This window comes from Streptomyces sp. NPDC007264 (genome assembly GCF_042869095.1).
Classification (GTDB): domain Bacteria; phylum Actinomycetota; class Actinomycetes; order Streptomycetales; family Streptomycetaceae; genus Streptomyces.
This window is the reverse complement of the sequence record NZ_JBIAFD010000025.1, coordinates 67,235-92,791: the sequence shown is the minus strand read 5'-3', so window position 1 is coordinate 92,791 and position 25,557 is coordinate 67,235. Positions and strand designations below refer to the sequence as shown.

The window sequence follows — 25,557 nt, the reverse complement described above, 5'->3', positions numbered from 1 at the left end:
CGGCCGGGCATATGCGCGTGCCGCACGGCGGTGGGGGGGGGGGGGGGGGCCCGGGGCCCCCCCCCCCCCGGCGGCGGGGGGGGGGGGGGGGGGGGGGGGGGGGGGGGGGGGGGGGGGGGGCCCCCCCCACCACTCATCGACGCCATGGAAAAGGGGAGAACCCCGATGCACCCGACCTTTCCGCCGCTCCCGCACCGGAGGACGCCATGAACGCCGGCATCACCGTGGACGGCCTGACCAAGCGGTACGGTGCGACGACCGCGGTCGACGCACTGACCTTCGAGGTCGAGCCGGGCGTGGTGACCGGGTTCCTCGGCCCGAACGGGGCCGGCAAGACCACCACGCTGCGCATGCTCCTGGGTCTGGTGCGGCCCACCGCGGGCAGGGCCCTGATCGACGGTCGCCGCTACGCCGAACTGAGCGCGCCGCGCAGGACGGTGGGCGCGGTGCTGGAGGCGACCGGGTTCCATCCCGGCCGGCGCGGACGCGATCATCTGCGGATCCTCGCCCGGGCCGGCGGCATTCCGCGCTCACGCGTCGAGGAGGTGCTGGAACGGGTCGGGCTGGCCGACGCCGCCCACCGGCGCGTGGGCGGCTACTCCCTCGGCATGCGGCAGCGGCTCGGTCTGGCCGGAGCCCTGCTCGGCGACCCGGGCGTGCTGGTGCTGGACGAACCCGCCAACGGCCTGGACCCGGCGGGCATGGCCGAGCTGCGGGATCTGCTGCGGGACCTGGCCGCCGAGGGCCGCACCGTCCTGATGTCCAGCCATGTGCTGAGCGAGGTGGAGCAGACCGTCGACCGCGTGGTCATCGTCGCCGGCGGCACGCTGCGCCACGCGGGCCCGCTGGCCGAGCTGACCGGAGCGAAGGGGGAGACGCTCGAAGCCGCGTTTCTCCGGCTGACGTCCACCCGGGATTCCGACCCCGTGACCGGCGCCGCGACCGCGCCGGTCCACGGCTGAGCGCGAGGAACGAGCACCATGAACACCCTGATCCGCACCGAGGTACTGAAACTGCGCACCGTCCGCAGCCCGTGGCTGCTGCTGGCGGCCTCCCCACTGCTGGTCGCCGCGGGCGTCAGCGGCCTCGTGATCTCCGGCAGGAATGTGCGCGACCCGCTCATGCAGAGTCAGGCGCTCGCCCACGTGGGCGTGGCCTCGCTCTTCACGCTGGTCTTCGGCATCCTCGCGGTCGCCGGGGAGTACCGGCACCGGACGATCACGGACACCTACCTGACGACCCCTTCACGCGGCCGTGTCATCGGCGCGAAGCTGCTGGTCCATGCCGTCTTCGCCGCGCTGTCCGGCGTGGTGAGCGGCCTCGTCGGCCTGGTCGTCGCGGCGGCCTGGTGGGCGGACAAGGGCGTGGCCTTCGCCTGGGCGGACTCGTCGATGTGGACCACGATCGGCGGCGGCATCGCCTGGAACGCCGCCTTCGCCGCCATCGGCGTCGGCGTGGGGGCGCTCATCCGCGGCGTCGTCGGCGCCGTCGCCGTCGCGCTGGCGTGGGTCGCCCTGGTCGAGGGCATCGTCGGTCAGCTGATCGGCGACCTCGCCCGCTGGCTGCCCTTCAACGCCGGCCGGGCGCTCGGCGCGGGAGCCGAGGCCATCGGGCCCCAGGACCTGTTGCCGCGCTGGGGCGGAGGCGCCGTCCTCGCGGTCTACACGCTCGTCTTCGCGGTACTGGCCGTCACCACGTCCCTGCGACGCGACGTGTCCTGACCTCCGGGTCCGTCGCGGACACCGCTCCCCGGTGCCCCCTTCGCAACCGGGCACCGGGGACCGGGACCGACGGAGGCCGTCCCCGGGGCCCGCCCTGTGCGGATGCACAATCGGCCGGCCCGATCCCGCGTCACCGTTCCATCGACCCCGCCGTGACGGCTCGCGCACACTGCCCGGAAACACCGGGTCGACCACAGGAGCGCAACCATGAAGACATACAGCGGGCACTTCGTCGACGGGGCATGGACGCAGCCGCGGAACGCCGACGTGATCGAGGTCGTCAACCCGGCGGACGAGCGCGTGATCGGCTCGATCCCGGCCGGTACGCCCGAGGACGTCGACCGGGCCGTGCGCGCCGCCACCCGGGCGTTCGAGGACTGGTCCCAGGCGGCTCCCGAGGCCCGTGCGGACTGGCTGCGGCGGATCCACGAGGCGCTTCAGGAGCGTGCGGAGGACATCGCGCGCCTGGTGGCGAGCGAGGTCGGCACTCCCGTCCAGGAGAGCCGCGTCCTGCAGTCGGGACTGCCCGCGTTCACCTTCGGCCACGCCGCCGAGCTGGCGCTCGGCTTCGACTTCGGGCCGGAGGAGATCGGCAACTCCCACGTCGTGCGCGAGCCGGTCGGCGTGGTCGGCTGCATCACGCCGTGGAACTTCCCGCTGCACCAGGTCTCGCTGAAGGTGGCGCTCGCGCTGGCCGCGGGCTGCACCGTCGTGCTCAAGCCCTCCGAGGTCGCCCCCCTGTCCGCCATGCTCCTGGCGGAGATCGCCGAGTCCGTGGGGCTGCCCGCCGGAGTGTTCAACGTGGTGACCGGATACGGCCCGGTGGTGGGCGAGGCGCTGGTGGCCCACCCCGACGTGGCGATGGTCTCCTTCACCGGATCGACCCGGGCCGGCCGGCGCGTCGCGGCGCTCGCGGCGGAGACCGTCAAGAAGGTGGCGCTCGAACTCGGCGGCAAGTCCCCCAACATCATCCTGGACGACGCCGATCTGGAGGCCGCGGTCACCGACGGTGTGGCCAAGTGCTACCTCAACTCCGGTCAGACCTGCATCGCCCTCACCCGCATGCTCGTCCCGCGGGACAGGCTCGAGGAGGCAGGGCGGATCGCCGCCGCGGCGGCGCGCGGCTACCGCGTGGGCGACCCGCAGGACGAGGAGACGCAGATCGGTCCCATGGTCTCCGACGTCCAGCTCAAGCGCGTACGCGAGTACATCGCGGCCGGGATCGCCGAGGGCGCGACCCTGCTGACGGGAGGCCCCGAGGCGCCGCACGAGGGACCCGGCTACTTCGTCGCTCCCACCGTCTTCACGGACGTCACCAACGACATGACCATCGCCCGCGAGGAGATCTTCGGTCCCGTCCTGTCGATCCTTCCCTACGACACCGAGGAGGAGGCCGTGGCCATCGCCAACGACACGCCCTACGGTCTCGCCGGCGCCGTGTGGTCGGGCGACCCCGAGCGGGCGCGGGCCGTCGCCCGCCGGATCCGGGCCGGGATGGTCGATGTGAACGGCGGCGCGTTCAACCCGCTCGCCCCGTTCGGGGGGTACAAGCAGTCCGGTGTGGGCCGGGAGGCCGGGCGCCTGGGCTTCGAGGAGTTCCTGGAGACCAAGGCCATCCAGCACTGACCGCCCGCGGGACGCCACCTGCGGGACGCCGCCCGCGGGACGTCGGCCGCAGGCTGCCGCCCGCGGGCTGCCGGCCGCCCGAGGGAGGACACCCACCTGGCCCCCGTCCGACGCCGGGGGCCCTCGTCCCTCGTCACCGCCCCCTCGTGTGGTTACTCTGCCAGGGGCCCGGCAGCGACCGGGCCACTGGCCCGTCGTGGTGGGACCCTCCGCACGGCGGTCCCGCTCACCTCGCTGCGGGAGCCCCGATGACTGCCACCTCTCATGACGACGGCGTACGCGCCGAAGACCGCCTGCGCGGGCTGATCGATGTGCTGCTGCCCGGAATCGACCGGTTCGCCGACGGCCTCACCCACCGGATCACGGAGGAGGAGGACGCCTACCGCGATCACGCCCAGGTGAAGTACGACCAGCTGCGCACCTCCTGCGCCGACAACCTGCACTCCATGGTCACCCAACTGGGCCGCGACGGCCTCGACCTGCGCGTGCCGCAGGACACCGGCCGGTTCAAGGCCGAGCACGAGGTGCCGCTGTCGGCGGTGACGCACGCCTACCGGCTCGCCGGGCGGTTCCTGTGGGAGTGCGTCCTGGCCGAGGCGGGAGACACCGTCACCCGCGAGATACCGCACCTGGCCACCGCGGTCTGGTCGGTCAGCGACGCCTTCACGGATGCGGTGGCGGCGGCCTACCGCGAGACCATGTCCGAAAGGGCTCACCGGGACCGGCAGGTCAGGAGCCTGCTGCTGGCCGCGCTGCTCGACGGCAGGCTGGACGAGGGGGCGCACCTGTGGGAGTGCGCCGACGCGCTGCGGCTGCCGCAGCGCGGCGTCTTCGCGGTGGTCAGCGTCGAGGGCAGGGCCGGCGGCGGTCCGGCGGACGAGGACGCGCTGCACGACGTGGAGGGCGCACTGCGGGTCCTCGGCATCTGGTCGGTCTGGCGCCTGGACGACGACGCACAGGTGGGGCTGCTCTCGCTGCGGTCCCCCCGCGGCCTTGCGCAGGCCATGGACCTCATGCGCCGGCGTGGCGTCGGACGGGTGGGCGTCAGCGCCCTCTTCCACGGCCTCGAGCAGGCGCCCGGCGCCTTCCGCCAGGCGCGCCTCGCCTGCGCCTGTGTCGAACCGGGCGCCCGCGACGTGGCCTCCTACGGTGACTCGCCGGTCCGGCTGATGGTGGTGAGCGCCCCCGACTCCGCCCAGCACGCGGTGCGCGAGGTGCTCAGCCCGGTTCTCGACCTTCCGCCCCACGAACGGGACGTGTTGCTGGAGACGCTGAGCCGGTGGTTCGACTCGGGCGGGTCCGCCACCGAGACCGCCGCGCGGATGTACTGCCACCGCAACACCGTGACCCACCGTCTGCGGCGGGTGCAGGAACTCACCGGGCGCTCGGCCGCCGACCCGGTGGGGGCCAGCGAGATCCACCTCGCGCTGGAGGCGCACCGACTGCTGACGGGGCCTCGGCCCACGATCCCCGCCGGCCCGGCCGACGGGGCCGATCCGGCCGGTCCCTGAGACATGGGTGCCCGGGACATGGGTGCCCGGGACATGGGTGCCCCCCGGCCGCGACGGCGGGGGGGACACCCTGGTCGGTGACGGCGTTCAGAAGCCCGGCACATCCCCTGCCATGGGCCCGTGCCGCGGGACGGATCCGATCCCGGACCCCAGCAGGACGCGGGCCTCCACTTCCGCGTACGCGGCCCCGCCGCGTTCCCTCCGGTCGAGGACGGAGCCCAGCCAGCCGAGCAGGAAGCCGAGCGGGACGGACACCACCGCCGGGTTGCTGAGGGGGAAGACGGCGAAGTCCATGTCCGGCAGCAGCGCGGCCGGATCTCCGGACAGGGCGGGGGAGAACAGCACCAGCAGCACCGAGGACAGCAGCCCCCCGTAGATGCTCCAGAGCGCTCCCCTGGTGGTGAAGCCCTTCCAGTACAGGTGGTAGAGCAGCGCCGGCAGGATCGCGGACGCCGCGACGGCGAAGGCGAGACCGACCAGGAACGAGATGTTCTGGGCCTGCGCGTACATGGACAGCCCCGTTGCGCTGAGCCCGATCAGCAGCACTCCGCCCCTGGCGACGAGCAGTTCGCTCTTCTCCGACGCCCTGCCGCCCCTCAGCCCGACCTGGTAGAGGTCGTGCGCCAGCGCGGTCGACGCGGCCAGTACGATGCCGGCGACCACCGCGAGGATGGTGGTGAAGGCGACACAGGAGATCAGGGTGAGCAGGAACGCGCCGCCGAGGGACTCGGCCAGCAGCAGGACGGCGGAGTTGCCCGTGGGGCTGTCGGCCGCGATGGCCGCCCGTCCGAGCAGCGCCACCGCGCCGAAGCCCAGCACACCGGCCGTCAGGCAGAACGCCACCGTCAGGCCGGTCGCCCAGGTGACCGATCCGCGCGCCGCCCGCGCCGTGGGCACCGCCCTGAGCCGCATCAGCAGGTGCGGCAGCCCCGCGGCTCCCAGCAGCACCGCCAGTTGCATGCTCAGCGAGTCGAGCCTGCCCACACCGTCGTCGCCGTAGCGGATGCCGGGCCGCAGGAAGCCGGCCCCCAGACCGCTGTGGTCCGCTGCCCGGCTCAGCAGGGCAGCCGGGTTCCAGCCGTGGCGCGACATGACGAGGAGGGCCAGGTACCCGCCCCCGCCGAGCAGCACGACGGCCTTCACCAGCTGTACCGCCGTCGTGGCCCGCATGCCGCCGATCACCACGTAGATCACCATGAGGATGCCGAGCGCCCCCACCATGATCTGCCGCGCCCCGGTGCTGTTCAGCCCCAGGATCGGTGCGGCGAGCGCGCCCGCGCCGACCAGTTGGGCGATCACGTACACCAGGGAGATGACGAGGGTGGCGGTGCCCGCGGCCAGGTGCACGGACCGTGGACGCAGACGCCGCCCCAGGCTGTCGCCGATCGTGTAGCGCCCGGTGCTGTGGAACGGCTCGGCGACCAGCAGGAGCAGGACCACCCAGGCGACGATCGGCCCCAGCAGGTAGGGGATGCCGTCGTAGCCCGCCAGCGCCACCACGCCGGGGGAGCCGAGCAGGGTGGCGGCCGACATGTAGTCACCGAAGAGGGCGACGCCGTTGCGCGCGGGGGTGAGCCGGCCGTCGCTGACGTAGAAGTCGCCCGGGGTGACCCGGTCCGTCGTGACCCACAGGGCGAGGAACAGGGCGCTGGTCACGAACACGGCGAAGACCACGAACACGGGGAACGCGCCGGAGGCGCCCAGAGACACGGCAAGGCTCATCGCGCCTCACCCCGCTCGTCGAACCGGTCCCTCAGCTGTGAGCGGTCGGGGTCGAGCCGGGACCCGGCGTGGCGGGCGTACCACAGGACCGCCCAGACGGTGGTGACGCACTGCAGAAGGCTCAGGGCCAGACCGGTGTTCAGCGGTCCGGCGATCGATACGGCCATGACGCCGCGCACCTCGCTCGCCAGCAGGCCGTTCAGCAGGTAGAGCGCGATCACGGCGCCCGCGACGGTGAAGACCGGACGCCGGTGTGCCGCCCGCAGACGCAGCAGGGCCGGATCGGCCTGGAGCTGCTCGGCGAGAAGCGGGTCCGATGCCCGGTGCGCGACGGGGCGCTGCGGCGGTACCGGCCCCCACGAGGGGCCGGTACCGGGTCGACGGCCGGGGCCCGGCCCCTGCCGCTCCCCTGGCCCTGGCCCTGGCACTGGCCCTTGCTCTTGCCAGGGACCGCCACGGTGCCGCGGACCGGGACCCTGCCCGGGACCCTGCCCGGAACCGTGCCCATCGGGCCCGCCTCGCGGTGGCGGTGGGAACGCCCAGCTCATGACGTCCCTCTCGTCCGTGCGGTGCGCTCGGTGCGCTCGGTGCGCTTCGTACCGACCGGACCGCGGGCCAGCTCCCGTGCCATGCGGTGGGCCCAGCGGCGCCGTTCACCCCGTCGGAGGCCGCCCGCCGCGGCCTCCTCGGAGAGCGCTTCGGCGTACCGGCCGGCCAGCCGGTGCCGTCCGCCGACACGTTCGACGGTCTCGGTGATGGCGTGGAGCAACTCCGCGTCGGAATACAGGGACTCGTGGTCGAGCCGGCTCAGGTACAGGGCCGACACCGACTGGGGATCCCCCTCGGAGGGCAGGGTCATGCGGCTCATGACAGTTCCTCGGGCAGATGGATGGATGGTCCCGGACGGGGCTCTGCTACGAGATGACGTCGACGGTCAGCTCTCCGTCCGCGTACTGCTTGCGCAGCGTCTTCTTGTCGAACTTGCCGACGGACGTCTTGGGCACCGACTCCACGAGCGCCCAGCGCTCCGGCAGCTGCCAGGAGGCCACCTTGCCGGCGAGGAACTGCCGCAGGTCGCCGTGCGCGACCGGGCTGCCGTCCCGGAGCACGACCGTGGCCAGGGGACGCTCCCCCCACTTGTCGTCCGGGACCGCGACGACGCATGCCTCGGCGACCGCCGGGTGCGCCATGAGGTGGTTCTCCAACTCGACGGACGAGATCCACTCCCCACCGGACTTGATCACGTCCTTGACCCGGTCGGTGAGGGTGAGGAATCCGTCGGCGCTGATCGTTCCGACGTCACCGGTGCGCAGCCACCCGTCGTGGAACTTCTCCGCGTCGTCGTCGAGGTGGTACGAGCCGGTGATCCAGGGCCCGCGCACCTCCAGCTCCCCGACGCTCCGCCCGTCCCAGGGCAGGACGGCCCCGTCCTGGCCGACGAGCCGGGCCTCCACGGGCGCCGGGAAGCGCCCCTGGCTGAGGCGGTAGCGCCAGGCGTCCTCCCCGTCGGTGCCCTCGGGGGCGCGGGCCAGGGCGCCCAGCGGCGAGACCTCGGTCATCCCCCAGGCGTGCAGCAGCCGGATGCCCAGCTCGTCCTCGTAGGTCCGCATCAGTGACGGCGGGCAGGAGGAACCGCCGACGACGGCCTCCCGGAGGCTGGAGATGTCGGCCTCGGGGTGCTGCCGGACGTGGTCGGCCAGTCCCTGCCACACCGTGGGCACACCCGCGCCCTTGTTGGGACGGGAGGCGGCGATGAACTGCGCGAGCGGCGCGGGGGCCAGGAACCGGTCCGGCATGGCGAGCGAGGCCCCGGTGAGGAAGGCCGCGTACGGCAGTCCCCATGCCTGGGCGTGGAACTGCGGGACGATGGCGAGCAGGCGGTCCGCGGCGGAGATGTTCATGAGGTCCGGCAGGCTGATGCCCAGCGAGTGCAGGTACAGCGAGCGGTGGCTGTAGACGACACCCTTGGGGTTGCCCGTGGTCCCGGACGTGTAGCACATGGCCGCCGCCTGGTTCTCGTCCAGATCCGGCCAGTCGTACGTCTCGGGCCGGTCCGCCAGCAGCCGCCCGTACTCGTGGACGGTCACCGGGCCGCCTTCGGGCAGCAGAGCGGGGTCCGTCTCGCCGTTGACGATGACGTGCCGCACCGTGCGCATGCCGGGCAGCAGCGCGGCGAAGACGGGCAGCAGGGAGTCGTCGACGATGACGACCGTGTCCTCGGCGTGGTCGGCGATGTAGGTGAGCTGTTCCGGGAAGAGGCGGATGTTCAGGGGGTGGACCACGGCGCCCATGGCGGGGACGGCGAGGTAGGCCTCCAGGTGCTCCTGGTTGTTCCACATGAAGGTGGCCACCCGGTCACCGGGGCGTACGCCGAGGTCGGCCAGCGCGTGGGCCAGGGCGGCGGCGTTGCGGCCGACACGGGCGTAGTCGGCGCGGCGGGTGCCGCTGCCGGTGGCGGTGACGACCTCACTGCCGCTGTGCAGCGTCATGCCGTTCTCCAGCAGCCTGCGGACGAGCAGGGGCGCGGCCTGCATGGTGCTGGGGATGACCTGGGAGCTGGGCATGTGCGTGGGTGTTCCTTCGGTGTCGGTGTCGGTGAGCGGTCTCCGTCACGTCACCGACCGTTGCGGCTCTTGCCGCGATCCTGGGCCCCTCCGCCCGGCGCGGGTAGCTCCAGGGGGAGGTATGAGTTCGGAGGTCTCCGTTCGGAGATGGTCACGGCCGTGGCGACGCGGGAGGATGCGGAAGCGGAGCACACGCTGCCGATCCTGGTCCGCCGGCGGGAGACGACCTACCATGACGAACGTGTCAGACGGGAGCCGGGACCGGCCGCTGCCTGGCGTCCTGTTCGAGCTCACCGAGGGATACAGCCAGATCATCGCGCTGCTCGACCAGTCCGCCGCCATGCGCCGCATCGTGGACGACGTGCCCGAGCTGAGCGGGGTCGACGTCGCGTGGGTGGGGGAACCGGACGGTGCCGACCAGCTGGTGCTCGGGCACGTCGTGCACGCCCGCACGCCCGCGGTGGACGGTCTGGTCGTGTCCGCCGGGTGCGGGCTGGGCGGGCAGGTCATGCTCAGGCGCCGCCCCCTGTGGGTCAGTGACTACCGGCGCTCCGACACCATCACCCACCACTTCAACGCCCAGGCGGAGACGGAGGGGCTCGGCGCGATGATCGCGGTCCCCGTCATCCACGACGACCGGCTGCTGGGCGTCCTGTACGGCTCGAACCGGGAGGCCTCCGCGTTCGGTGACCGGACGACCCAGGCGCTGGAGCAGGCGGCGAGCCGGGCCGCGGCCGCCGCCGTGGTGGCGGAGCGCGCCCGTCACGCGGCGGAGGTGGCGGTCCACGAGGAACGGCGCCGGCTCGCGCTGGACCTGCACGACACCGTGGGGGCCATGCTGTTCACCCTGGGGACGGGCATCCGCACGCTGGCCGAGGAGCTGCCGGCCGGGGACGCCGTGTCGGCGCGTCTGGGAGACCTCGAGGAGCAGGCGATCCAGGCGGCCGCCGCGTTGCGCGTGTCGCTGCACGCGCTGCACGCGCCGCCGGAGGAGGTCGCGCTCGGCGTCGCGCTGCGCACCGACTGCAGGGCCTTCCAGGAGCGCACCGGCGTGATCGCCCGGCTGATCATGGTGACCGAGGTGCCCGGTCTGCCTGCGGGCCGGATCAGGGCGCTGACCGACGCGGCGCGCGAGGCGCTGCTCAACGTCGAGAAGCATGCCCGCGCCCGTTCCGTCGTGGTGAGCGTGTTCAGCCAGGCGGGAGGCGTGTGCGTGACCGTCGCCGACGACGGGGCCGGTCTGCCCCCCGAGGACGCCCCCCGCGGCGGCATCGGCCTGTCCACCATGTCGGAGCGCCTGCAGCGCGTCGGCGGCCGGGTCAGCGTCGGCGGCAACGAGGACGGCGGCGTGACCGTCCAGGCGTGGGTGCCGGCGTGAGCGAGTCGACGGTGCGCGTCCTGGTCGTGGACGACCACCCCATCGTCCGCGACGGTGTCGCCCTGGCGCTGGGCAACGCCTCCTGGATCACCGTGTCCGGATACGCGAGTTCGGGCCGGGACGCGATCCTGGAGACGGAGCGGCTGGTGCCGGACGTGGTCCTGCTGGACCTGCGCCTGCCCGACATGCTCGGCCCCGAGGTCGTCCGCGAGCTGCGGACCCGCGTCCCCGGCGTCAAAGTGGTGATCTTCACCGCCTATCCCGAGCATGCCGCTCTGGAGGAGGCACTGGGCGCCGGAGCGCACGCGGTGGTGGTGAAGGACGCCGAACGGTCGGACCTGGTGGACGTCGTCCGCCGGGTCCACGCCGGGGAACGGGTGGTCCGGACCAGCCCCGACAACCTGCTCAGCGCGCTGCTGAACCGAAGGCTCAAGGACAGCGGCCTGACCCGCCGGGAGTACGAGATCCTGCGCCGGGTGGCGATGGGGGAGACGAACCAGGAGATCGCCGACGTGCTCGGTCTCACCCGCAACACCGTCAAGACGTACATCCAGCGCACGCTGGAGAAGCTGGGGGCCCGCAACCGCGTCGAGGCTCTGGCGCGGGCGAGCGAGCGCGGAATCCTCTAGGGCGTGTTGCGCGGGTCGTTGATTCGCGTGGTTCGGGGTGGGGGACGGCGCCGGGAGCCGTTCACCACGGCCTCCGCACCCGCCCAGCGGGCCGGCGAGCTCAGGAGGCGCCCCGGCCGTCCTGGCCGCCGAACGCGCGCACGGCAGACCTCCGCCCAAGCTCTGCCAGGAACTTCACGTCCTCCTCCCGCGGTTGCTCGGCCGCCCACAGGTCGATCTCCCACGCCTGGCCGGCCGGGAACTCGCCCCGTGCCGTCTCGGCGAGCTCCCGGTCGGCGTTGCGCGTCGGGTTCGCCGGGGGCCTGCCGAGCCGGGCCCTGAAGCAGTCTCGTTGCGGACGGTCATGAGTTCGCCCTGGCATGATCGGCGGGTTCTTCGACCGGTGGCGCGTTGCTCTCGAGGAGTTCCCGGGCACGGCGCAGCAGGGCTTGCCGTACGGCGTCCGGTGACAGGACCCGCAGGGGTGTGCCCAGGCCGAGGAGGTATCTCGCCAGACAGTCCGCGTCGGGACCACCGATGTCGATGACCGTGGCGTCGGGGCCTTCGGGACGGTGGTGGCCGACTGTCGACGGGATCAGCCGCAGTGCCCGGTCCATGGACACCGGAAGGCGGATCGTCGCGCAGAGCGGGTAGGGGCCGGTCGCGACGGAGCGGGAGACGAGGAGCGCGGGGTCGGGCGGGTCGACGAGTTCCACCGGGTGTCCGGTCGGCTGCAGTCGGTCGACCCTGTCGGCCCTGAAGGTCCGCCACTGGCCCTGCGCCACGTCCCGCGCGACGAAATACCACCGGCGGCCGGTGTGGACGAGGCGGTACGGGTCGACGTCCCGGACGGTGGCCTTTCCTTCCCGGTCGCGGTACGAAAGTCGGGCGCGCTCGCCCCGACGGCACGCGGCTGCCAGTTCCAGCAGCATGCCGGGCGGGATCTGCGGCTCGTCGTATCTGGGGGTGTGGACGAAGGCGGCGTCCATCTCGCCCAGCCGGTCCGCGATCCGCTGCGGCAGAACCTGCCGCAGTTTCAGCAGCGCCGACAGGGCGGCCTGATCGCCGCCGAGCGCGCCACTCGACGCCGCCTCGCGCAGCCCGACGGCCACGGCGAGTGCTTCCTCGTCGTCGAGGATCAGCGGCGGCACCCGGGACCCGGCACGGAGGCGGTAACCGCCCCAGGGGCCGGGGTCGGACTCGACGGCGTAACCGAGTTCCCGGAGCTTGGCGACGTCCCGCCGCACCGTGCGGTCGGTGACCGCCATCCGCTCGGCCAGCTCACCGCAGGTCCACGACGGCCGTGCGGCCAGCAAGGCGGCCAGTCGCAGCAGGCGGGCGGATGCGCTGATCACGTTCTCGAGTGTTCCACATGACCAGGACCGAATGTGTCCTGGTCCCGCCGTAGCGTCTCCTTCATGAACACGGGAAACCCTTCCGCGCACCCCACGTTCCGCTACTCGGCCGTCACCTTCGACTGCCCGGACCCCGCCGAACTGGCCCGCTTCTACGGCGAGGCCCTCGGTCTGCCCGTCGTCTTCTCCACGGACGACTTCGTCCTGCTCGGCCAGGAGGGCGCGGCCGGACTGGGATTCAACCGGCTGTCCGCGTACCGCCGCCCCACCTGGCCGGATCCTGCCCAGGAGAAGCAGGCCCACATCGACCTGGGCGTCGATGACCTGGATGCCGCCCAGGCCCGGCTGCTGGCACTGGGGGCCGTGCAGCCGGAATTCCAGCCGGACCCCGACCGGTGGCGGGTCCTGCTGGACCCCGCAGGCCACCCGTTCTGCATCTCCACCCTGGCCTGAGCGCGACCGGCAGACCGCTGACGACGCTCGCGCACCCGGACAGGGGCAGCGCACCCGCGCTGTCCCGCCGGGGCGTGGCGGCCCGACCCACGCCGGCCAAGGGTTGCGGGGGTGCCCCGCCGTCTACCGTGGGGTGCCGGTACGAGGGGAGGCGACGAGAGCCGCACCCAGCCCCGTCAGGAGTGCGCCCAGGCCGGTGACCAGCGACGTCACTTCCCACGCCTGGTAGGCGGACATCAGCGAGGCGCGCAGTGTCTCGCCCATGAACGCGGTCTGACGGAGGTCGGCGAGTTTCTCGTCGTCCCCGGCGGCGTGCAGTTCCGCGGTGATCTCGGAGTAGGTACGGCCGTCGGTCGCGCGGGCCAGGCTCCCCTTGATCATTTCCGCGAAGACCCGGGCCTGCGGTCCGGTCTCGACGGGCCGGCCGGCGAGGTCGGCGAGGTGGGCCGGAATTCCGCGCCGCGGAAAGAAGACCTTCTGCGAGGTCAGCTCGGCGCGGATGTCCCTCCGGCCGCCGTAGCCGCGCCACAGCATCACCGGTCCGGCGGCCAGCATGGCCGCGCCCACCGCCTTGAGCAGGGCGTCGGCTCCGCGGTTCGTCACTGTCATGGATGTTCTTCCTCGGGTGGGGGCAGGTGCTGTCCGGCTCGTCGAAGGCCGTGGGGTGGCGATGACCGCCCGTGGCGCCCCGCCGGGCCGAAGGGCCGGGCGTGCGGACGGGAGCGGGCGGGGGCCCTCCTCATCCGCGGCCGGGGCACGTCGATCCGTGCCGTCCGCAGGCGCACAGACGCGGGACGCCGGACGCCGGTGTCCGCCTCGCCAGGAGTCGGCACGACGGCGCGGCCGTCGCGGCGGCCCGGCAGCCCTGGGCACCGGCGGCGTCGGGCCGCCTGCCGGAGCGGGACGGACACCATCGTGCCGGCCCCCGTCCGGCGGCCGGCCGGAGCCACCGTTCGCTGCGGTCGTGCGGTGGTCGCGCGTCGTCGCCGTTCCCCATGAGACCGAACCGTAGAGGAGCCCGTCGCGGCGCGACCCGGCCGAAGCGCCCACGTCGTACGGCCGACCGGCCCTATCTCGCCCCCTGTCCCGCGGGACCAGTGGCCCTGGTCGGCGCCGGGCACACGCGGCACCCGCCCCGACAGGGCCCAAGGTCCCCGATGCCGGGTCCGAAGGGCCCACCCGCTCCGGGAGGCGGTGAGGTTAGCCTCGCCTTGCTTGTATCCGGCGCCCGGCCGGCTCGTCCGGGTACACGATGAAGGAGGCAGGGATGGGCGAAGGCGGCAGGGACCCCGAAGGGGACGCCGGCCCATCGGTGACGGCGGACCTCACCGGCCGGGTACGGCCCCTCGCCGATCTGCCGCCCGGGGCCCGGGCCGTCGTGGTCGCCGTGGTCGACGCGGTTCCGGGACGGACGACCGCGACGGCCCGTCGGCTGGGCGATCTCGGATTCACGCCCGGATCGGTGGTGGAGGTGGTGCGCCGGGCACCGCTGCGCGACCCGGTCGTCTACCGGGTCAAGGACTACGAGGTCTGCCTGCGCCGCACCGAGGCGGCGTCCGTGCACACGATCGAGGCGGACCGATGACCGCCGGCTGCCACGGCGCAGTGGAGCAGGGCGGAATCGCGGCGGAGGAGTTCCGGATCGCCCTGGTCGGCAGCCCCAACTCGGGCAAGAGCAGCGTCTTCAACGGCCTGACCGGCCTGAACACCAAGACCGGCAACTATCCGGGAGTGACCGTCTCCCGGTTCGTCGGCACCTGCCGCACCGGCGACGGCACATGCCTGGTCGAGGACCTGCCCGGCACGTACAGCCTGACCCCGGTCAGCCCGGACGAACAGGTGACGGTCGACGTGCTCGACGGCAGGACGGAGCACACCGCCCGCCCGGACGCACTGCTCGTCGTGGTGGACGCCACCACGCTGCGGCGGTCCCTGGGCCTGGTCGCACAGGTCCTCGGCCGCGGCCTGCCCGCCTGCGTCGTGGTCACGTTCATGGACGAACTCGCGCGACGCCAGGGGCACCTGGACATCGACGCGTTCGCGCAGGCCCTCGGTGTCCCCGTGGTACCGGTGATCGGCCACCGCGGGCAGGGACTTGAGCAGCTGCGGGAGCGGCTCACCGGCCGGCGGACCTGGACGCTCCCGCCCCTGGCACCGCCCACCGAGCAGGGCGAGCGGGACGCCTGGGCGGAGTCGGTGCTCTCCTTCGCCGGGTACCGCGCGCCCGAGCAGCACCGGGTCACCAGGCGCATCGACGCGGTCCTGCTGCATCCGCTGTGGGGCACGGTCGTGTTCTTCGCGGTGATGGTGCTCTTCTTCCAGACCGTGTTCACCCTTGCCGCGCCGCTCCAGGGCTCCGTCGAGGCCCTGTTCGGACAGCTGTCGGGACTGGTCAGGGACCACGTGGGCAACCGGTGGCTGTCGGGGCTGCTCGGCGACGCCCTCATCGGTGGCGTCGGCGGTGTGCTGGTCTTCGTTCCGCAGATCCTTCTGCTGTTCCTGTTGCTCGCTCTGTTCGAGGGCGTCGGCTACATGTCGCGGGCCGCCTTCCTCATGGACCGCGTGATGGCCCGCGCCGGACTGGAGGGCCGTGCCTTCGTGGCACTGCTGTCGTCGTTCGCCTGCGCGGTCCCCGGCATCATGGCCACCCGTACCCTGCCCTCCGCCAAGGACCGGCTGGCGACCATGATGGCCGCGCCGCTGGTGACCTGCTCGGCACGGCTGCCGGTCTACGTCCTGCTCATCGGCCTGCTGGTCGACCCGGCGGACCACGTCGGGCCGTTCGGCGCGCAGGGCCTGATCATGTTCGGCCTGTATCTGCTCGGCGCCGTCTCGGCGATGGTGGCCGCCTGGGCGTTCAAGAAGATCGGGGACCTCCGCGGCCCCGTGGTGCCGTTCTACATGGAGATGCCGCCCTACCGGCTGCCCGCGCCGCGCGCGGTGCTGATCGCCATGGGCTCCTCCGCGCGGGCCTTCCTGCGCAAGTGCACGACCGTCATCGTGGCCACCAGCATCGGGTTGTGGCTGCTGCTGAACCTGCCGCTGCACTCGGGGGCGCAGATGCGCGCCGACGGCGTCGACACCTCCCGCCACGCCGCCGTGGCCGCGTACACCGTCGACCACAGCTACGCAGCGGACCTCGGCCGGCTGGTCGGCCCCGTCTTCGACCCGCTGGGCTTCGACTGGCGCATCAACGTGGGGGTGCTGTCGGCCCAGTCGGCCCGCGAGACCTTCGTCGCCACCCTCGGGCAGGTCGCCGCCGCAGAGGACCCGGTTCAGCCGAAGCGGGCGCTGCGGGCCATGACGTATCCCGACGGACCGCGGGCCGGACAGCCCGTCTTCACCGCGCCGACCGTCGCCGCGCTGCTGGTCTACTTCTCGTACGCGCTCCAGTGCATGGCCACCGTCGCGGTGATGCGCCGGGAGACCGGCAGTTGGAAGTGGCCGGCGATCGCCTTCACCTACCTGACCGCGGTGGCCTGGCTGATGGCGTACGCGGCCCGCACGGTCACGGCCGTGCTGGGCGGGTGAGGGACGCATGATCCCCCTTCACCCGCAGCACGTTCCGGGCCGGCCCGACCGGCTGCGCTGGGTGGTCCCCGTCGGCGCGCTCCCCTGCACGGGACGGCTGGGGAGGGTTCCCGCCCCCTTGGCCGCGCTGCTCGCCGACGGCACCCTCGCCTCCGTCACGGCGGAGCCCGGCGCCGTCGTCACCACCCTCGGCCGGGACCGCTCCTGGCCCGGCGAGGGCGCCCGGGTACGCACCGCCCTCCATGCCGCCCTCGACGACCGCGCCGGATGGGCCCCTGCCCCTGCCCCGGCCGCGGACGACGGTGCGGGCGACGGTGCGGGCGACGGCGATGCGGACGACCACCGTGCGGACCGCCACCGCGCGGACGACCACCGTGCGGACCGCCACCGCGCGGACGACCACCGTGCGGACCGCCACCGCGCGGACGACCACCGTGCGGACGACGACGCGCGGTTGTATCGCGTGGCGAGCGACCTCCTGGCTGGCGCGGTCGGCCGGTTCGCCCTCTCCCACGGCGGCGTCATCGAGTTGGTCGGCGTCCGTGAGGGCGTCGTCACCGTCCGGCTCGCCGGTGCCTGCCGCGGCTGCCCGGCCGCCCGGATCACCCTGCACCAGCGCCTGGAACGGCACCTGCGCCGCCAGTGTCCCGATCTGGTGGCCGTGAGGGACGCCGGGACCCGCGGGATCTGACCCTGCGGTCCGCTTGTTAGACAGCGCGTCATATTACTGAACCGTAACCTTCCGGGTGCTACCCCGGGTAACGCCTGTGCGGATACTTTTCTGGCGAACCAGTTCCGGGCGGCGCGCACCACACCAGTGGGACGACCGGGTGACCTGCGCCGCCCCGCCGCCGCGTCTTCGCGCCCGGACCGCTCGACGGACCGGGCGCGAAAGCCGCTCCCCACCTGTCGCTCCCCGGAGGTTCGCCATGCCCGCACGCAGACGGATCCTGGCCACCGCGGTCGCCGCTGCCGCCTGCCTCGGCGCCCAGGCCTTCTCGGGCCCCACCGCCACGGCGGCGGACACCGTCGTGTCCCGAGGTGTCACCATCCCGGTGTTCTACAACCCGCCGGCCACGCTGCCCGCCGCGAACGGCACCCTGATCCGTACCGAACCCCTGCCCCTGGCCCTCAGCCTGCCCAGCATCGAGGGGCCGCTCCCGGGCCGGGCGACCCGTCTGATGTACAAGTCCACCGACGCGAACGGGCAGCCGGTGGCGGTGACCGGCGCCTACATCGAGCCCACGGCCGCCTGGAAGGGCGGCGGATCCCGCCCCCTGGTCGTGGTGGCACCCGGCACGATGGGACAGGGCGACCAGTGCGCGGCCTCGCTCGGTCTCGAGCATCCGGTGACCCTCAACGGCGAGACCATGTCCGTCGGTTACGAGGACGTCTCGATCTACCGCCTGCTGCTGTCCGGTGCCGCCGTGGTCGTCACCGACTACGTCGGGCTCGGCGCGACGGACCGGCTGCACACCTACGTCAACCGGGTGGACGAGGCGCACGCGGTGCTGGACGCCGCCCGTGCCGCGCGCTCGCTCAGCGGTGCGTCGGTCACCTCCGGCTCCCGGGTGGGGCTCTACGGCTACAGCCAGGGCGGCGGCGCGACCGCCGCCGCGGCCGAACTCCAGTCCACCTACGCTCCGGACGTCGACCTGGCCGGGTCCTACGTGGGCGCACCGCCCGCCGACCTGACCGAGGTCGTCAAGGGCATCGACGGCAGTGAACTGGCCGGTGCCCTGGGCTGGTCGCTCAACGGCTTCCTGCAGAGCGACCCGTCCCTGCAGCCCATCGCGGACGCGCACCTCAACGCCGCGGGCAAGGCGGCCCTCGCCGATCTGTCGACCATGTGCGTCGGCGACGCCCTGCTCGGCTACGGGTACGCGCGCAGTTCGAAGTGGACGACCGACGGGAAGTCCCTCGGCGACATCATCGCCACCACGCCGGCTCTCCAGGCGGCCCTGGACAAGCAGTACATCGGTGCGCTGAAGCCGACCGGACCCGTGCGCGTGGCGACCGGCACCAGCGACAACCTCGTCCCCCACGGACAGGCCCGCCACCTCGCCGTCGACTGGTGCGGAAAGGGCGCCGACGTCACCTACAAGGCGGTCGTCCTGCCCGGCGTCGGCAGCGCTCTGCTCAACCACTTCGCCCCGCTGCTGACCGACCAGGGCGACGCCGTCCGCTGGCTGACCGACCGCCTGTCCGGCCGGTCGGCCACCTCCAACTGCTGGAGCATGCCGCTGCAGCCCTGACCGGTGGCCCGTACGCCCCCGCAAGACCACGGCGCCGCCGACCGGAACCCGGTCGGCGGCGCCGCGTGGTTGCCGGCCGGCCGGCCGGCCTCAGACCGCCGGGGCCGGGTAGGTCGGGTACTCCACCCCGGAGACGTACTGGACGACGCGGACGACCTGGCACGAGTAGCCGAACTCGTTGTCGTACCAGAGGTAGAGGATCGCGTTGTCGCCCTCGACCTTGGTGGCACCCGCGTCGACGATCGAGGCGTGGCGCGAGCCGATGAAGTCGCTGGAGACCGCGTCGGGAGCGCTGATGAAGTCGATCTGACGCTTGAGCGGCGAGGTCAGCGACACGTTGCGCAGATAGTCGAGGACCTCCTCGCGGTTCGCCTCACGGGCGAGCTGCAGGTTGAGGATCGCGATCGAGACGTCCGGCACCGGGACGCGGATCGAGCTGCCGGTGATCTTCGCCTTGAGGTCGGGCAGCGCCTTGGCGACGGCGGAGGCGGCACCCGTCTCGGTGATGACCATGTTGAGCGGCGCCGAGCGGCCGCGGCGGTCGGACTTGTGGTAGTTGTCCAGCAGGTTCTGGTCGTTGGTGAACGAGTGGACGGTCTCCACGTGGCCGCGCAGGACGCCGTACTCGTCCGCCATCGCCTTCAGCGGCGGGACGATCGCGTTGGTGGTGCACGACGCACACGACAGGATCTGCTCGTCGGGCTTGATGGTGTCGTGGTTGACGCCGTGGACGATGTTGGGGACGTCGCCCTTGCCCGGCGCGGTCAGGACCACCTTGTCGATGCCGGGGCGCAGGTGCTTCGACAGGCCCTCACGGTCGCGCCACCTGCCGGTGTTGTCGATGAGGATGGCGTTCTTGATGCCGTACGCCGTGTAGTCCACCGAGGTCGGGTCGTCGGAGTAGATCACCTTGATCGCATGACCGTTGGCGACGATCGTGCTGTTCGCCTCGTCGACGGTGATCGTGCCGTGGAACTGGCCGTGGATCGAGTCCCGGCGCAGCAGCGACGCCCGCTTGACCAGGTCCTGGCCCGCGGCCTGGCGGACGACGATGGCGCGCAGCCGCAGGCCGTTGCCCGAGCCGGACTTCTCGATGAGCAGGCGGGCGAGGAGGCGGCCGATGCGGCCGAACCCGTAGAGCACCACGTCACGCGGCTCGCGGCTCTCGATCTTGTTGGCGCCCGTCGCGCCGGCGACGGCCTCGGCGGTGAACGCCTCCACCGACAGACCGCGGTCGTCGGCCTTGTAGGTCGCGGCGAGCATGCCGATGTCGATCTGGGAAGGACCGAGGTCCAGCGTGGTGAGGGCCTGGAGGAACGGCATGGTCTGGGTGACCGACAGTTCCTCGCCGGCGATCTGCCGGGCGAATCGGTGGGTTTTGAGGATGCTGACCACCGACTTGTTCACCAAGGAGCGGCTGTGGAGCAGGACCGTGACGTCCCGCTCCCTGTGCAGCTTCCCGATGATCGGGATCATCGACTCCGCGATCTCCTCGCGGTTCTTCCAGTTGGTGAACGAGTCCTCGTAGACAGTCACAGGTTTATCTTTCGAGCTAGGCGGTGCTCACATGCTAGCTCCCTGTCGGCCGGGGCATTCAGACGGGCTCCCCGCGGGCCGGTGGCGCGCGGCGAGGGACGGGAGGAGACCGTGGGCGTTGTCGCGGTTGATGCGACGGCGCTGCTCCTCGTCGAGGGCCGGGTCGTTGTCGAGCGCCGGCGCGGTGACGCCGGTCACCAGGTGGGACGCGGTGGGCGGCCAGTCGCTGCCGTACAGGATCCGGGAGGAACCCACGGCGGACAGCAGGGTCGGCGTGGCCGACGGTGACATGGGCCCTGCCGTGTCGTAGTAGAACCGGTGCAGGTGGTCGCGGACCCGCGCCGGCTCCACCTTCGGCGTCAGGCAGTGGGCGAAGAGCTCGACGCGGCTCGCGATGTACGGAAGGAAACCGCCGCCGTGCGGCAGGACGAAGGTGAGATTCGGGTAGCGGTCCAGGGTTCCGTTCATGATGAGGCTGAGGGCCGCCCGGGTGGTGTCCATCAGGAAGTCGCACAGGAAGGGCGGGACGCCGTCGAGTCCTTCCCCGCCTCCGGGCACCTCCATCGGGTGGGTGCTGACCACGGCCGAGCGTTCGTCGAGTTCCGCCAGGATCCTCTCGTGGGAGGGATGGCCCAGATGGACGCCTCCGACGCTCGTCCGGACGCTGACGCCGACCGCCCCGAGCTCGTCCATGCCGTAGCGGAGCGACCAGGCCGACAGGTCGGGGCTCTCGAGGAAGACGGGGGTGAAGAACGCGAAGCGATCGGGGTGGCCGCGGACGAGGTCGGCGGCGGACCGCAGGGCGACGCGGGCGCTCTCCTTGCGCGCCTCCGGGTCCCGGAGCCGTCCCAGCATGGCGACGGTGAGCACGCTGGTCCGGATGCCCGCGCCGTCCATCACCGCCAGGGCCGTGTCGAGGTCCCAGCGGGTCCAGGGCGGCAGGTTCCGGCGCTGGACGACGCCGTTGCGCTCGGCCCAGTCGAGCCATTCCGGTGCGGTGTAGTGATGGTGGACGTCCACACGCGCCCGGCGCCCGTCGCCGTCCGCCGAGGCGCCCTCGTCCGTGTCGTTCGCGGGGGCCGCGTCCGCGGCCGTCTGCAGTGGTGTCATGGTCGGCGCCCGAGGATCCGCACGAGAGCGTCGGTCAGCGACCCCTCCATGTCCGGGGGCTCCTCGTCGGTCCGCCATGCGACGAAGCCGTCCGGCCGCACCAGGACCGCGCCTTCCGGCGTCGTGCCGTGCACCGACGACCACTCCGGGCCGTCGTCGCCGGTGTCCAGGTCGTATCCTGCGCCGCTGCCGACGGTGTAGGAGTCGAGGGGCACCTCCAGCTTCGCCCCCACGCTCCGGGCGGCGGCACGCCAGCCCGGGCGCTCGCACAGCAGGACGAACGACCGCTCGTACAGATCGACGGTGGACACGGTCGCCCCGTTGCGGGCGACCCACATGTGCGGCGCGCGGGTACCGGGTTCGGCACTCAACCGCAGGCGGTCCGGGATCAGGGGCTGGTCCGCGGGCGCGCCGATCACCGCCGCCGAGACATAGCGGTAACCCAGCGCCGTGGTCATCAGGTCGGTCGCCTCGCTGGACGCCGACCTCGCGGAGTAGCCGGGGTGCTGTTCCCGGGCCGCCTGCTCCGTGGCCCGTGCGCTCGTGGCCTGCGCCACCGGCCGGCGTTCGGTCTCGTAGCTGTCGAGCAGGCGGGGGTCCGCCCAGCCGCGCAGCACCGCGGCGATCTTCCAGGCGAGGTTGTGCGCGTCCTGGATACCGGTGTTGGAGCCGAAAGCGCCCGTCGGCGGCATTTCGTGGGCGGAGTCGCCCATGAGGAACACCCTGCCGTCGCGATAGCTGTTCGCCACGCGGTCCGCCGCGTGCCAGGGAGCCTTTCCGGTGATCTCGACATCCAGATCGCGCACCCCGGCCGCCGCCCGGATGTGCTCGATGCACCGGGCGTCGGTGAAGTGCTCCAGTGTCTGCCCGCGCTCGGGGAACCACGGCAGATGGAAGACCCATTGCTCCTCGTTGTCCACGGGCAGCAGGACTCCCTCGCCGTCCGGGTCGGTGACGTAGCAGACCACGAAGAGCTGCTCACCCGCCACCTGGCGCAGCAGCTTGCTGCGGAAGGTGATGCTGATGTTGTGGAACAGGTCTCCCGACCCCGAGTGCTCGATGCCGAGCCGCTGGCGCACGGGGCTGCGAGGTCCGTCGGCGGCGAAGAGGTAGTCCGATGTCACCGTGGAGATCTCGCCGGAATCCCTGGCCTGGACGACGGCGCGCACACCGTGGGCGTCCTGCGTGAACGACAGCAGCTCCGTGCCGAAGCGCACGTCCCCGCCCAGGTCGCGGGCGCCCTGGAGCAGTACGGGTTCCAGGTCGTTCTGGCTGCAGGCGCACCGGACCGTCGAACACAGGTCGGCCTCGGGCGGCCGGCCCGTGATCCGTGCCGAGAGCCATCGCCGTTCCCCGCCCCGCAGGGTGTCCACCTGAAGGATTCCGTGGTTCTTCGACAGGGTGGCCGCGGCTTTCCGGATCTGCGGTTCGAGACCCGCGGTCCGGAAGAGTTCCATCGTCCGCATGTTGTTGCCGCGGCCGCGCGGGTGGGCCGAGGTGGCCGCATGGCGTTCGACGACTCGGTGCCGGATGCCGAGACGTCCGAGGAAAACGGATGCGGACAGGCCTACGAGCGAGCCCCCTACGACCAGGACGGGCACGTAGTCGTCGCCGCGTTCATTCATGGGGTGTTCTCCTCTGCGGTCGGCAGCCTCGCGGGGAAGCGGCCTGGGGCTTCCATGACTGGGTCCCTGTCCTTTTGCCACCCGATGCCTGGGCATATGCGGCAGTCACCCGAACAGCGAGGAAGCTTTCAGCCGTCCATCGTCGCGAGAGGAACGCGGCGGACGTTCGTTCCGTCCGCACGGTCGATCGGGTGAATCGCGTTTGTGGCCGGGATCCGGCCGGGGAATGAGTGACCGAACCTCGGGCATCGCTGTCCCGTGGCCGCGACGGGAACCCCTCAGAAAGGCCGGAAGAATGACTCAGCTCGACGAACGCGACGGCGTGGAATCGACGGAGCAGGCGGTCGTCGCGGCGTCGCGAGGCTCGGCCGCCTATCGCGCCGACCCCCATCCGGTGTACGCGTGCCTGCGCGAGTCGGCCCCGGTGTGCCGGCTGTCTCCGCCGCACGGTGTGGAGACCTACCTGATCACGCGGTACGACGACGCGAAGTCTGCCCTGACGGATCCGCGCATCAGCAAGGACATGTACGCGGCCATGGACGCGTACCACACCATCTTCGGCGACTCGTCGATCGCGCTCGACGACAACATGCTCTTCTCGGACCCGCCCAAACACACCCGGCTGCGTCGCATCGTCAACAGCGCGTTCAGTCCCCGTCGCATCGAATCCCTGCGTCCCCGCATTCAGGAGGTCACCGACGAACTGCTGGAACGCTGTTCCACGAGTGAGCCCATCGACCTGCTGTCGTCGTTCGCCTTCCCGCTGCCGCTCATCGTGATCTGCGAACTCCTCGGAATTCCCGAGGGCGAGCGGGCTGATATGCAGAAGTGGTGCGCCGTGGTGGCGCGCACGGGATTCAGCAAAGCGGACAAGGAGAAACTGGCGGTGGCCGAAGGGTCGCTGCGCGAGTATTTCGCGGAACTCATCGCGCGCCGGCGCCGGGAACCGTCGGACGACCTCCTCGGCGCGCTGATCCGGACCCAGGACGAGCAGGGGGCGATGACCGACGGCGAGCTTCTGTCGACCCTGTGGGTGCTGCTGTTCGCCGGGCACAAGACGACCGCGTACCTCATCGGCAACGCCGTCCTCAACCTGCTGACCCATCGCGATCAGCTCCAGGCCGTGCTGGCGGACCCGGAACTCCTGCCGAACGCGATCGAGGAGATCATCCGCTACGAGGGTTCCGTCGAGAACGCGACGTTCCGGCACGCGCTCGAGGACATCACCATCAGGGACACCACCATCCCCAAGGGCTCACTCGTCCAGGTCGCGGTGGCCTCCGCCAACCGGGACCCGGAGAAGTTCGCCTCGCCCGACACCTTCGACGTGCGGCGGCAGGGACTGCAGAGCGCTCACCTCGGCTTCGGCAGCGGTCCGCACTACTGCCTCGGCGCGCCCCTGGCCAGGATGGAGATGCGGATCGCGTTGACCACGCTCTTCGAGAGGTTCCCCGCCATCGATCTCGCCGTTCCCCCGCACGAGGCGGAATGGCTGAAGGTGCCCTTCCCCGCCTTCCGGGGACTGGAGCGGCTTCCGGTCGCCCTGGAGCCGTCGCGGATCGGCAGCGGCGATCGAGCGTGAGGGACGGGGCCTCGCCGGCACCCCTCCGCTGATCAACCGATCGCCGGGCCGGGCGTCGGGGAGACGGTGTTCACGTCGAGGTCGGGCCGCGGGGTGAGGACGACGAGCGGCGTGCCGGGGGCGGGCGGCGGCGGGGTGAGCTGCTCCTTGGGGAGCTTCGGCGGGGTGGTCTGCTGGAAGAGGACCTGGTCGAAGTCGACGGCACCGGTCTTCTCCAGCACCGTGATGTGGTCGAGGACCGTGTCGTTGGCCAGGTCGGCGAGCTGACGTACCAGGGTGTTCTTGGTGGTGGCGCGGATCTTGGCGATGGTCGGGAAGATCTGACCGTGGGTCACGCGCATGATGTTGGCGGCCGTGGTGTCGAACTGCCTGCCGGACGCGGCCTGCGAGGTGGCCACGAACTGCTGCTGCTGCGGGGTGGCCTGGTTGGGCAGGGTGATACCCAGCTGCGGGGCGATCTTGCGGCACAGCTCGTCGAGTCCGGCGTGACCGACGACCAGGTGTTTGCCGGCCTCCTTCATCTCCGGCGTCGAGCCCTTCACCATGGCCAGTTCGCCGAGCGGGTACTCCCACAGCCCGGCCGACCGGACCTTGACGACGAAGTCGCGGTCGGCCTCGGTCAGGGGGCCGTAGCGGGTGTCGGCGATGATCCGGGTGGGGGAGTCGGACGTGGTCTGGACGCCGAGCATGGCGGGGTAGGCGAGAGCGACGAGGGTCAGGCCCAGCGCACCGACGATGGCGGCCGTTCCTCCCGTTCTGCGTGAAATGGGCATAGCGCCTCCGGAGGTGTGGAGCGTGTATGCCAGGAGATACGGACGCATCCGCTGGATCGATCATTGCCCGGGGTAAAACTTGCACGCGCCTATGTGGCGTGCGTCACAATGCGAGGGCTGTCCGGACGGCCCCGGGTCCGCGGCCGCCGTGCCCGGCGGGGCGAGCCGACGGCCGTTCGCTGCCCTGTGTCGGGTGCAAGGTGCCGC

Annotated in this window: 23 protein-coding genes; 12 read left to right on the top strand and 11 right to left on the bottom strand. The window is 72.2% G+C overall.

Annotated features, from left to right (window positions below):
- Positions 1-206: 206 nt before the first annotated feature.
- From ACFYMU_RS31060 to ACFYMU_RS31045, 4 genes are all read left to right on the top strand, one after another.
- Positions 207-962, top strand: a complete 756-nt coding sequence (locus ACFYMU_RS31060) for an ABC transporter ATP-binding protein (protein ID WP_388380345.1) — start codon at positions 207-209, stop codon at positions 960-962.
- A gap of 18 nt (positions 963-980) precedes the next feature.
- Complete coding sequence (locus ACFYMU_RS31055) at positions 981-1,721, top strand: ABC transporter permease subunit (protein ID WP_388380342.1); 741 nt, start codon at positions 981-983, stop codon at positions 1,719-1,721.
- A 207-nt stretch (positions 1,722-1,928) separates the two neighbouring features.
- On the top strand, positions 1,929-3,347 hold the full coding sequence (locus tag ACFYMU_RS31050) for an aldehyde dehydrogenase family protein (RefSeq protein WP_388380339.1): 1,419 nt from the start codon (positions 1,929-1,931) through the stop codon (positions 3,345-3,347).
- A 248-nt stretch (positions 3,348-3,595) separates the two neighbouring features.
- Positions 3,596-4,858, top strand: coding sequence for a PucR family transcriptional regulator (locus tag ACFYMU_RS31045; RefSeq protein ID WP_388380336.1), 1,263 nt, complete (start codon positions 3,596-3,598; stop codon positions 4,856-4,858).
- An 87-nt stretch (positions 4,859-4,945) separates the two neighbouring features.
- Here ACFYMU_RS31045 and ACFYMU_RS31040 read toward each other — a convergent pair whose 3' ends face one another.
- From ACFYMU_RS31040 to ACFYMU_RS31025, 4 genes are all read right to left on the bottom strand, one after another.
- Positions 4,946-6,580 (bottom strand): cation acetate symporter, encoded by a 1,635-nt coding sequence (locus tag ACFYMU_RS31040; protein WP_388380334.1) that lies wholly within the window; start codon positions 6,578-6,580, stop codon positions 4,946-4,948.
- A complete protein-coding gene (locus ACFYMU_RS31035; protein ID WP_388380331.1) occupies positions 6,577-7,008 on the bottom strand; it encodes a DUF485 domain-containing protein in 432 nt (143 codons plus the stop codon). Before ACFYMU_RS31035 ends, ACFYMU_RS31040 begins: the two co-directional genes overlap by 4 nt.
- A gap of 116 nt (positions 7,009-7,124) precedes the next feature.
- On the bottom strand, positions 7,125-7,448 hold the full coding sequence (locus ACFYMU_RS31030) for a hypothetical protein (protein WP_388380328.1): 324 nt from the start codon (positions 7,446-7,448) through the stop codon (positions 7,125-7,127).
- A gap of 46 nt (positions 7,449-7,494) precedes the next feature.
- On the bottom strand, positions 7,495-9,144 hold the full coding sequence (locus tag ACFYMU_RS31025; RefSeq protein ID WP_388380326.1) for a long-chain fatty acid--CoA ligase: 1,650 nt from the start codon (positions 9,142-9,144) through the stop codon (positions 7,495-7,497).
- Positions 9,145-9,385: 241 nt separating this feature from the next.
- Between ACFYMU_RS31025 and ACFYMU_RS31020 the strand changes: the two genes are divergently transcribed.
- Entirely contained in the window at positions 9,386-10,522 is a 1,137-nt protein-coding gene (locus ACFYMU_RS31020; RefSeq protein WP_388380323.1) for a GAF domain-containing protein, read from the top strand.
- Complete coding sequence (locus ACFYMU_RS31015; protein ID WP_388380320.1) at positions 10,519-11,151, top strand: response regulator; 633 nt, start codon at positions 10,519-10,521, stop codon at positions 11,149-11,151. The genes ACFYMU_RS31020 and ACFYMU_RS31015 overlap by 4 nt, the downstream gene beginning before the upstream one ends.
- A 100-nt stretch (positions 11,152-11,251) precedes the next feature.
- Here the strand turns inward: ACFYMU_RS31015 and ACFYMU_RS31010 are convergent, their stop codons facing one another.
- A complete protein-coding gene (locus ACFYMU_RS31010) occupies positions 11,252-11,512 on the bottom strand; it encodes a hypothetical protein (protein WP_388380317.1) in 261 nt (86 codons plus the stop codon).
- A complete protein-coding gene (locus ACFYMU_RS31005) occupies positions 11,493-12,485 on the bottom strand; it encodes a helix-turn-helix transcriptional regulator (protein WP_388380314.1) in 993 nt (330 codons plus the stop codon). Before ACFYMU_RS31005 ends, ACFYMU_RS31010 begins: the two co-directional genes overlap by 20 nt.
- A gap of 63 nt (positions 12,486-12,548) precedes the next feature.
- Here ACFYMU_RS31005 and ACFYMU_RS31000 point away from each other — a divergent pair, with 63 nt between their 5' ends.
- Positions 12,549-12,938, top strand: coding sequence for a VOC family protein (locus ACFYMU_RS31000; RefSeq protein ID WP_388380312.1), 390 nt, complete (start codon positions 12,549-12,551; stop codon positions 12,936-12,938).
- Positions 12,939-13,061: 123 nt separating this feature from the next.
- Here ACFYMU_RS31000 and ACFYMU_RS30995 read toward each other — a convergent pair whose 3' ends face one another.
- Positions 13,062-13,547 (bottom strand): hypothetical protein, encoded by a 486-nt coding sequence (locus ACFYMU_RS30995; RefSeq protein ID WP_388380309.1) that lies wholly within the window; start codon positions 13,545-13,547, stop codon positions 13,062-13,064.
- 658 nt (positions 13,548-14,205) lie between these two features.
- Here ACFYMU_RS30995 and ACFYMU_RS30990 point away from each other — a divergent pair.
- From ACFYMU_RS30990 to ACFYMU_RS30975, 4 genes are all read left to right on the top strand, one after another.
- Entirely contained in the window at positions 14,206-14,523 is a 318-nt protein-coding gene (locus ACFYMU_RS30990; RefSeq protein WP_388380306.1) for a ferrous iron transport protein A, read from the top strand.
- Positions 14,520-16,469: a ferrous iron transporter B gene (locus ACFYMU_RS30985; RefSeq protein ID WP_388380303.1), complete on the top strand. Its 1,950-nt coding sequence runs from the start codon at positions 14,520-14,522 to the stop codon at positions 16,467-16,469. Before ACFYMU_RS30990 ends, ACFYMU_RS30985 begins: the two co-directional genes overlap by 4 nt.
- 7 nt (positions 16,470-16,476) lie before the next feature.
- Complete coding sequence (locus ACFYMU_RS30980) at positions 16,477-17,160, top strand: NifU family protein (RefSeq protein WP_388380300.1); 684 nt, start codon at positions 16,477-16,479, stop codon at positions 17,158-17,160.
- A 238-nt stretch (positions 17,161-17,398) separates the two neighbouring features.
- On the top strand, positions 17,399-18,724 hold the full coding sequence (locus ACFYMU_RS30975; protein ID WP_388380298.1) for a lipase family protein: 1,326 nt from the start codon (positions 17,399-17,401) through the stop codon (positions 18,722-18,724).
- A 90-nt stretch (positions 18,725-18,814) separates the two neighbouring features.
- On the opposite strand, the gene ACFYMU_RS30970 is transcribed toward ACFYMU_RS30975, so the two are convergent.
- From ACFYMU_RS30970 to ACFYMU_RS30960, 3 genes are read right to left on the bottom strand one after another with little or no spacing between them, the layout of a single operon-like run.
- Positions 18,815-20,260 (bottom strand): glyceraldehyde-3-phosphate dehydrogenase, encoded by a 1,446-nt coding sequence (locus ACFYMU_RS30970; protein WP_388380295.1) that lies wholly within the window; start codon positions 20,258-20,260, stop codon positions 18,815-18,817.
- A gap of 27 nt (positions 20,261-20,287) precedes the next feature.
- Positions 20,288-21,370, bottom strand: a complete 1,083-nt coding sequence (locus ACFYMU_RS30965; RefSeq protein WP_388380292.1) for an amidohydrolase family protein — start codon at positions 21,368-21,370, stop codon at positions 20,288-20,290.
- Complete coding sequence (locus tag ACFYMU_RS30960) at positions 21,367-22,995, bottom strand: FAD-dependent monooxygenase (RefSeq protein WP_388380289.1); 1,629 nt, start codon at positions 22,993-22,995, stop codon at positions 21,367-21,369. The genes ACFYMU_RS30965 and ACFYMU_RS30960 overlap by 4 nt, the downstream gene beginning before the upstream one ends.
- A gap of 295 nt (positions 22,996-23,290) precedes the next feature.
- On the opposite strand from ACFYMU_RS30960, the gene ACFYMU_RS30955 reads away from it, so the two are divergent.
- A complete protein-coding gene (locus ACFYMU_RS30955) occupies positions 23,291-24,577 on the top strand; it encodes a cytochrome P450 (RefSeq protein WP_388380287.1) in 1,287 nt (428 codons plus the stop codon).
- A gap of 32 nt (positions 24,578-24,609) precedes the next feature.
- Here ACFYMU_RS30955 and ACFYMU_RS30950 read toward each other — a convergent pair whose 3' ends face one another.
- Positions 24,610-25,350 (bottom strand): DUF4142 domain-containing protein, encoded by a 741-nt coding sequence (locus tag ACFYMU_RS30950; protein ID WP_388380284.1) that lies wholly within the window; start codon positions 25,348-25,350, stop codon positions 24,610-24,612.
- Positions 25,351-25,557: the final 207 nt, after the last annotated feature.

Excerpts from the sequence above, each read along its gene's own strand:
- ACFYMU_RS31060 (WP_388380345.1), top strand. The coding sequence starts at position 207 with ATGAACGCCGGCATCACCGTGGACGGCCTGACCAAGCGGTACGGTGCG.
- ACFYMU_RS31055 (WP_388380342.1), top strand. The coding sequence starts at position 981 with ATGAACACCCTGATCCGCACCGAGGTACTGAAACTGCGCACCGTCCGC.
- ACFYMU_RS31050 (WP_388380339.1), top strand. The coding sequence starts at position 1,929 with ATGAAGACATACAGCGGGCACTTCGTCGACGGGGCATGGACGCAGCCG.
- ACFYMU_RS31045 (WP_388380336.1), top strand. The coding sequence starts at position 3,596 with ATGACTGCCACCTCTCATGACGACGGCGTACGCGCCGAAGACCGCCTG.
- ACFYMU_RS31040 (WP_388380334.1), bottom strand. The coding sequence starts at position 6,580 with ATGAGCCTTGCCGTGTCTCTGGGCGCCTCCGGCGCGTTCCCCGTGTTC.
- ACFYMU_RS31030 (WP_388380328.1), bottom strand. The coding sequence starts at position 7,448 with ATGAGCCGCATGACCCTGCCCTCCGAGGGGGATCCCCAGTCGGTGTCG.
- ACFYMU_RS31025 (WP_388380326.1), bottom strand. The coding sequence starts at position 9,144 with ATGCCCAGCTCCCAGGTCATCCCCAGCACCATGCAGGCCGCGCCCCTG.
- ACFYMU_RS31010 (WP_388380317.1), bottom strand. The coding sequence starts at position 11,512 with ATGCCAGGGCGAACTCATGACCGTCCGCAACGAGACTGCTTCAGGGCC.
- ACFYMU_RS31000 (WP_388380312.1), top strand. The coding sequence starts at position 12,549 with ATGAACACGGGAAACCCTTCCGCGCACCCCACGTTCCGCTACTCGGCC.
- ACFYMU_RS30995 (WP_388380309.1), bottom strand. The coding sequence starts at position 13,547 with ATGACAGTGACGAACCGCGGAGCCGACGCCCTGCTCAAGGCGGTGGGC.
- ACFYMU_RS30990 (WP_388380306.1), top strand. The coding sequence starts at position 14,206 with ATGGGCGAAGGCGGCAGGGACCCCGAAGGGGACGCCGGCCCATCGGTG.
- ACFYMU_RS30985 (WP_388380303.1), top strand. The coding sequence starts at position 14,520 with ATGACCGCCGGCTGCCACGGCGCAGTGGAGCAGGGCGGAATCGCGGCG.
- ACFYMU_RS30980 (WP_388380300.1), top strand. The coding sequence starts at position 16,477 with ATGATCCCCCTTCACCCGCAGCACGTTCCGGGCCGGCCCGACCGGCTG.
- ACFYMU_RS30975 (WP_388380298.1), top strand. The coding sequence starts at position 17,399 with ATGCCCGCACGCAGACGGATCCTGGCCACCGCGGTCGCCGCTGCCGCC.
- ACFYMU_RS30965 (WP_388380292.1), bottom strand. The coding sequence starts at position 21,370 with ATGACACCACTGCAGACGGCCGCGGACGCGGCCCCCGCGAACGACACG.
- ACFYMU_RS30960 (WP_388380289.1), bottom strand. The coding sequence starts at position 22,995 with ATGAATGAACGCGGCGACGACTACGTGCCCGTCCTGGTCGTAGGGGGC.
- ACFYMU_RS30955 (WP_388380287.1), top strand. The coding sequence starts at position 23,291 with ATGACTCAGCTCGACGAACGCGACGGCGTGGAATCGACGGAGCAGGCG.
- ACFYMU_RS30950 (WP_388380284.1), bottom strand. The coding sequence starts at position 25,350 with ATGCCCATTTCACGCAGAACGGGAGGAACGGCCGCCATCGTCGGTGCG.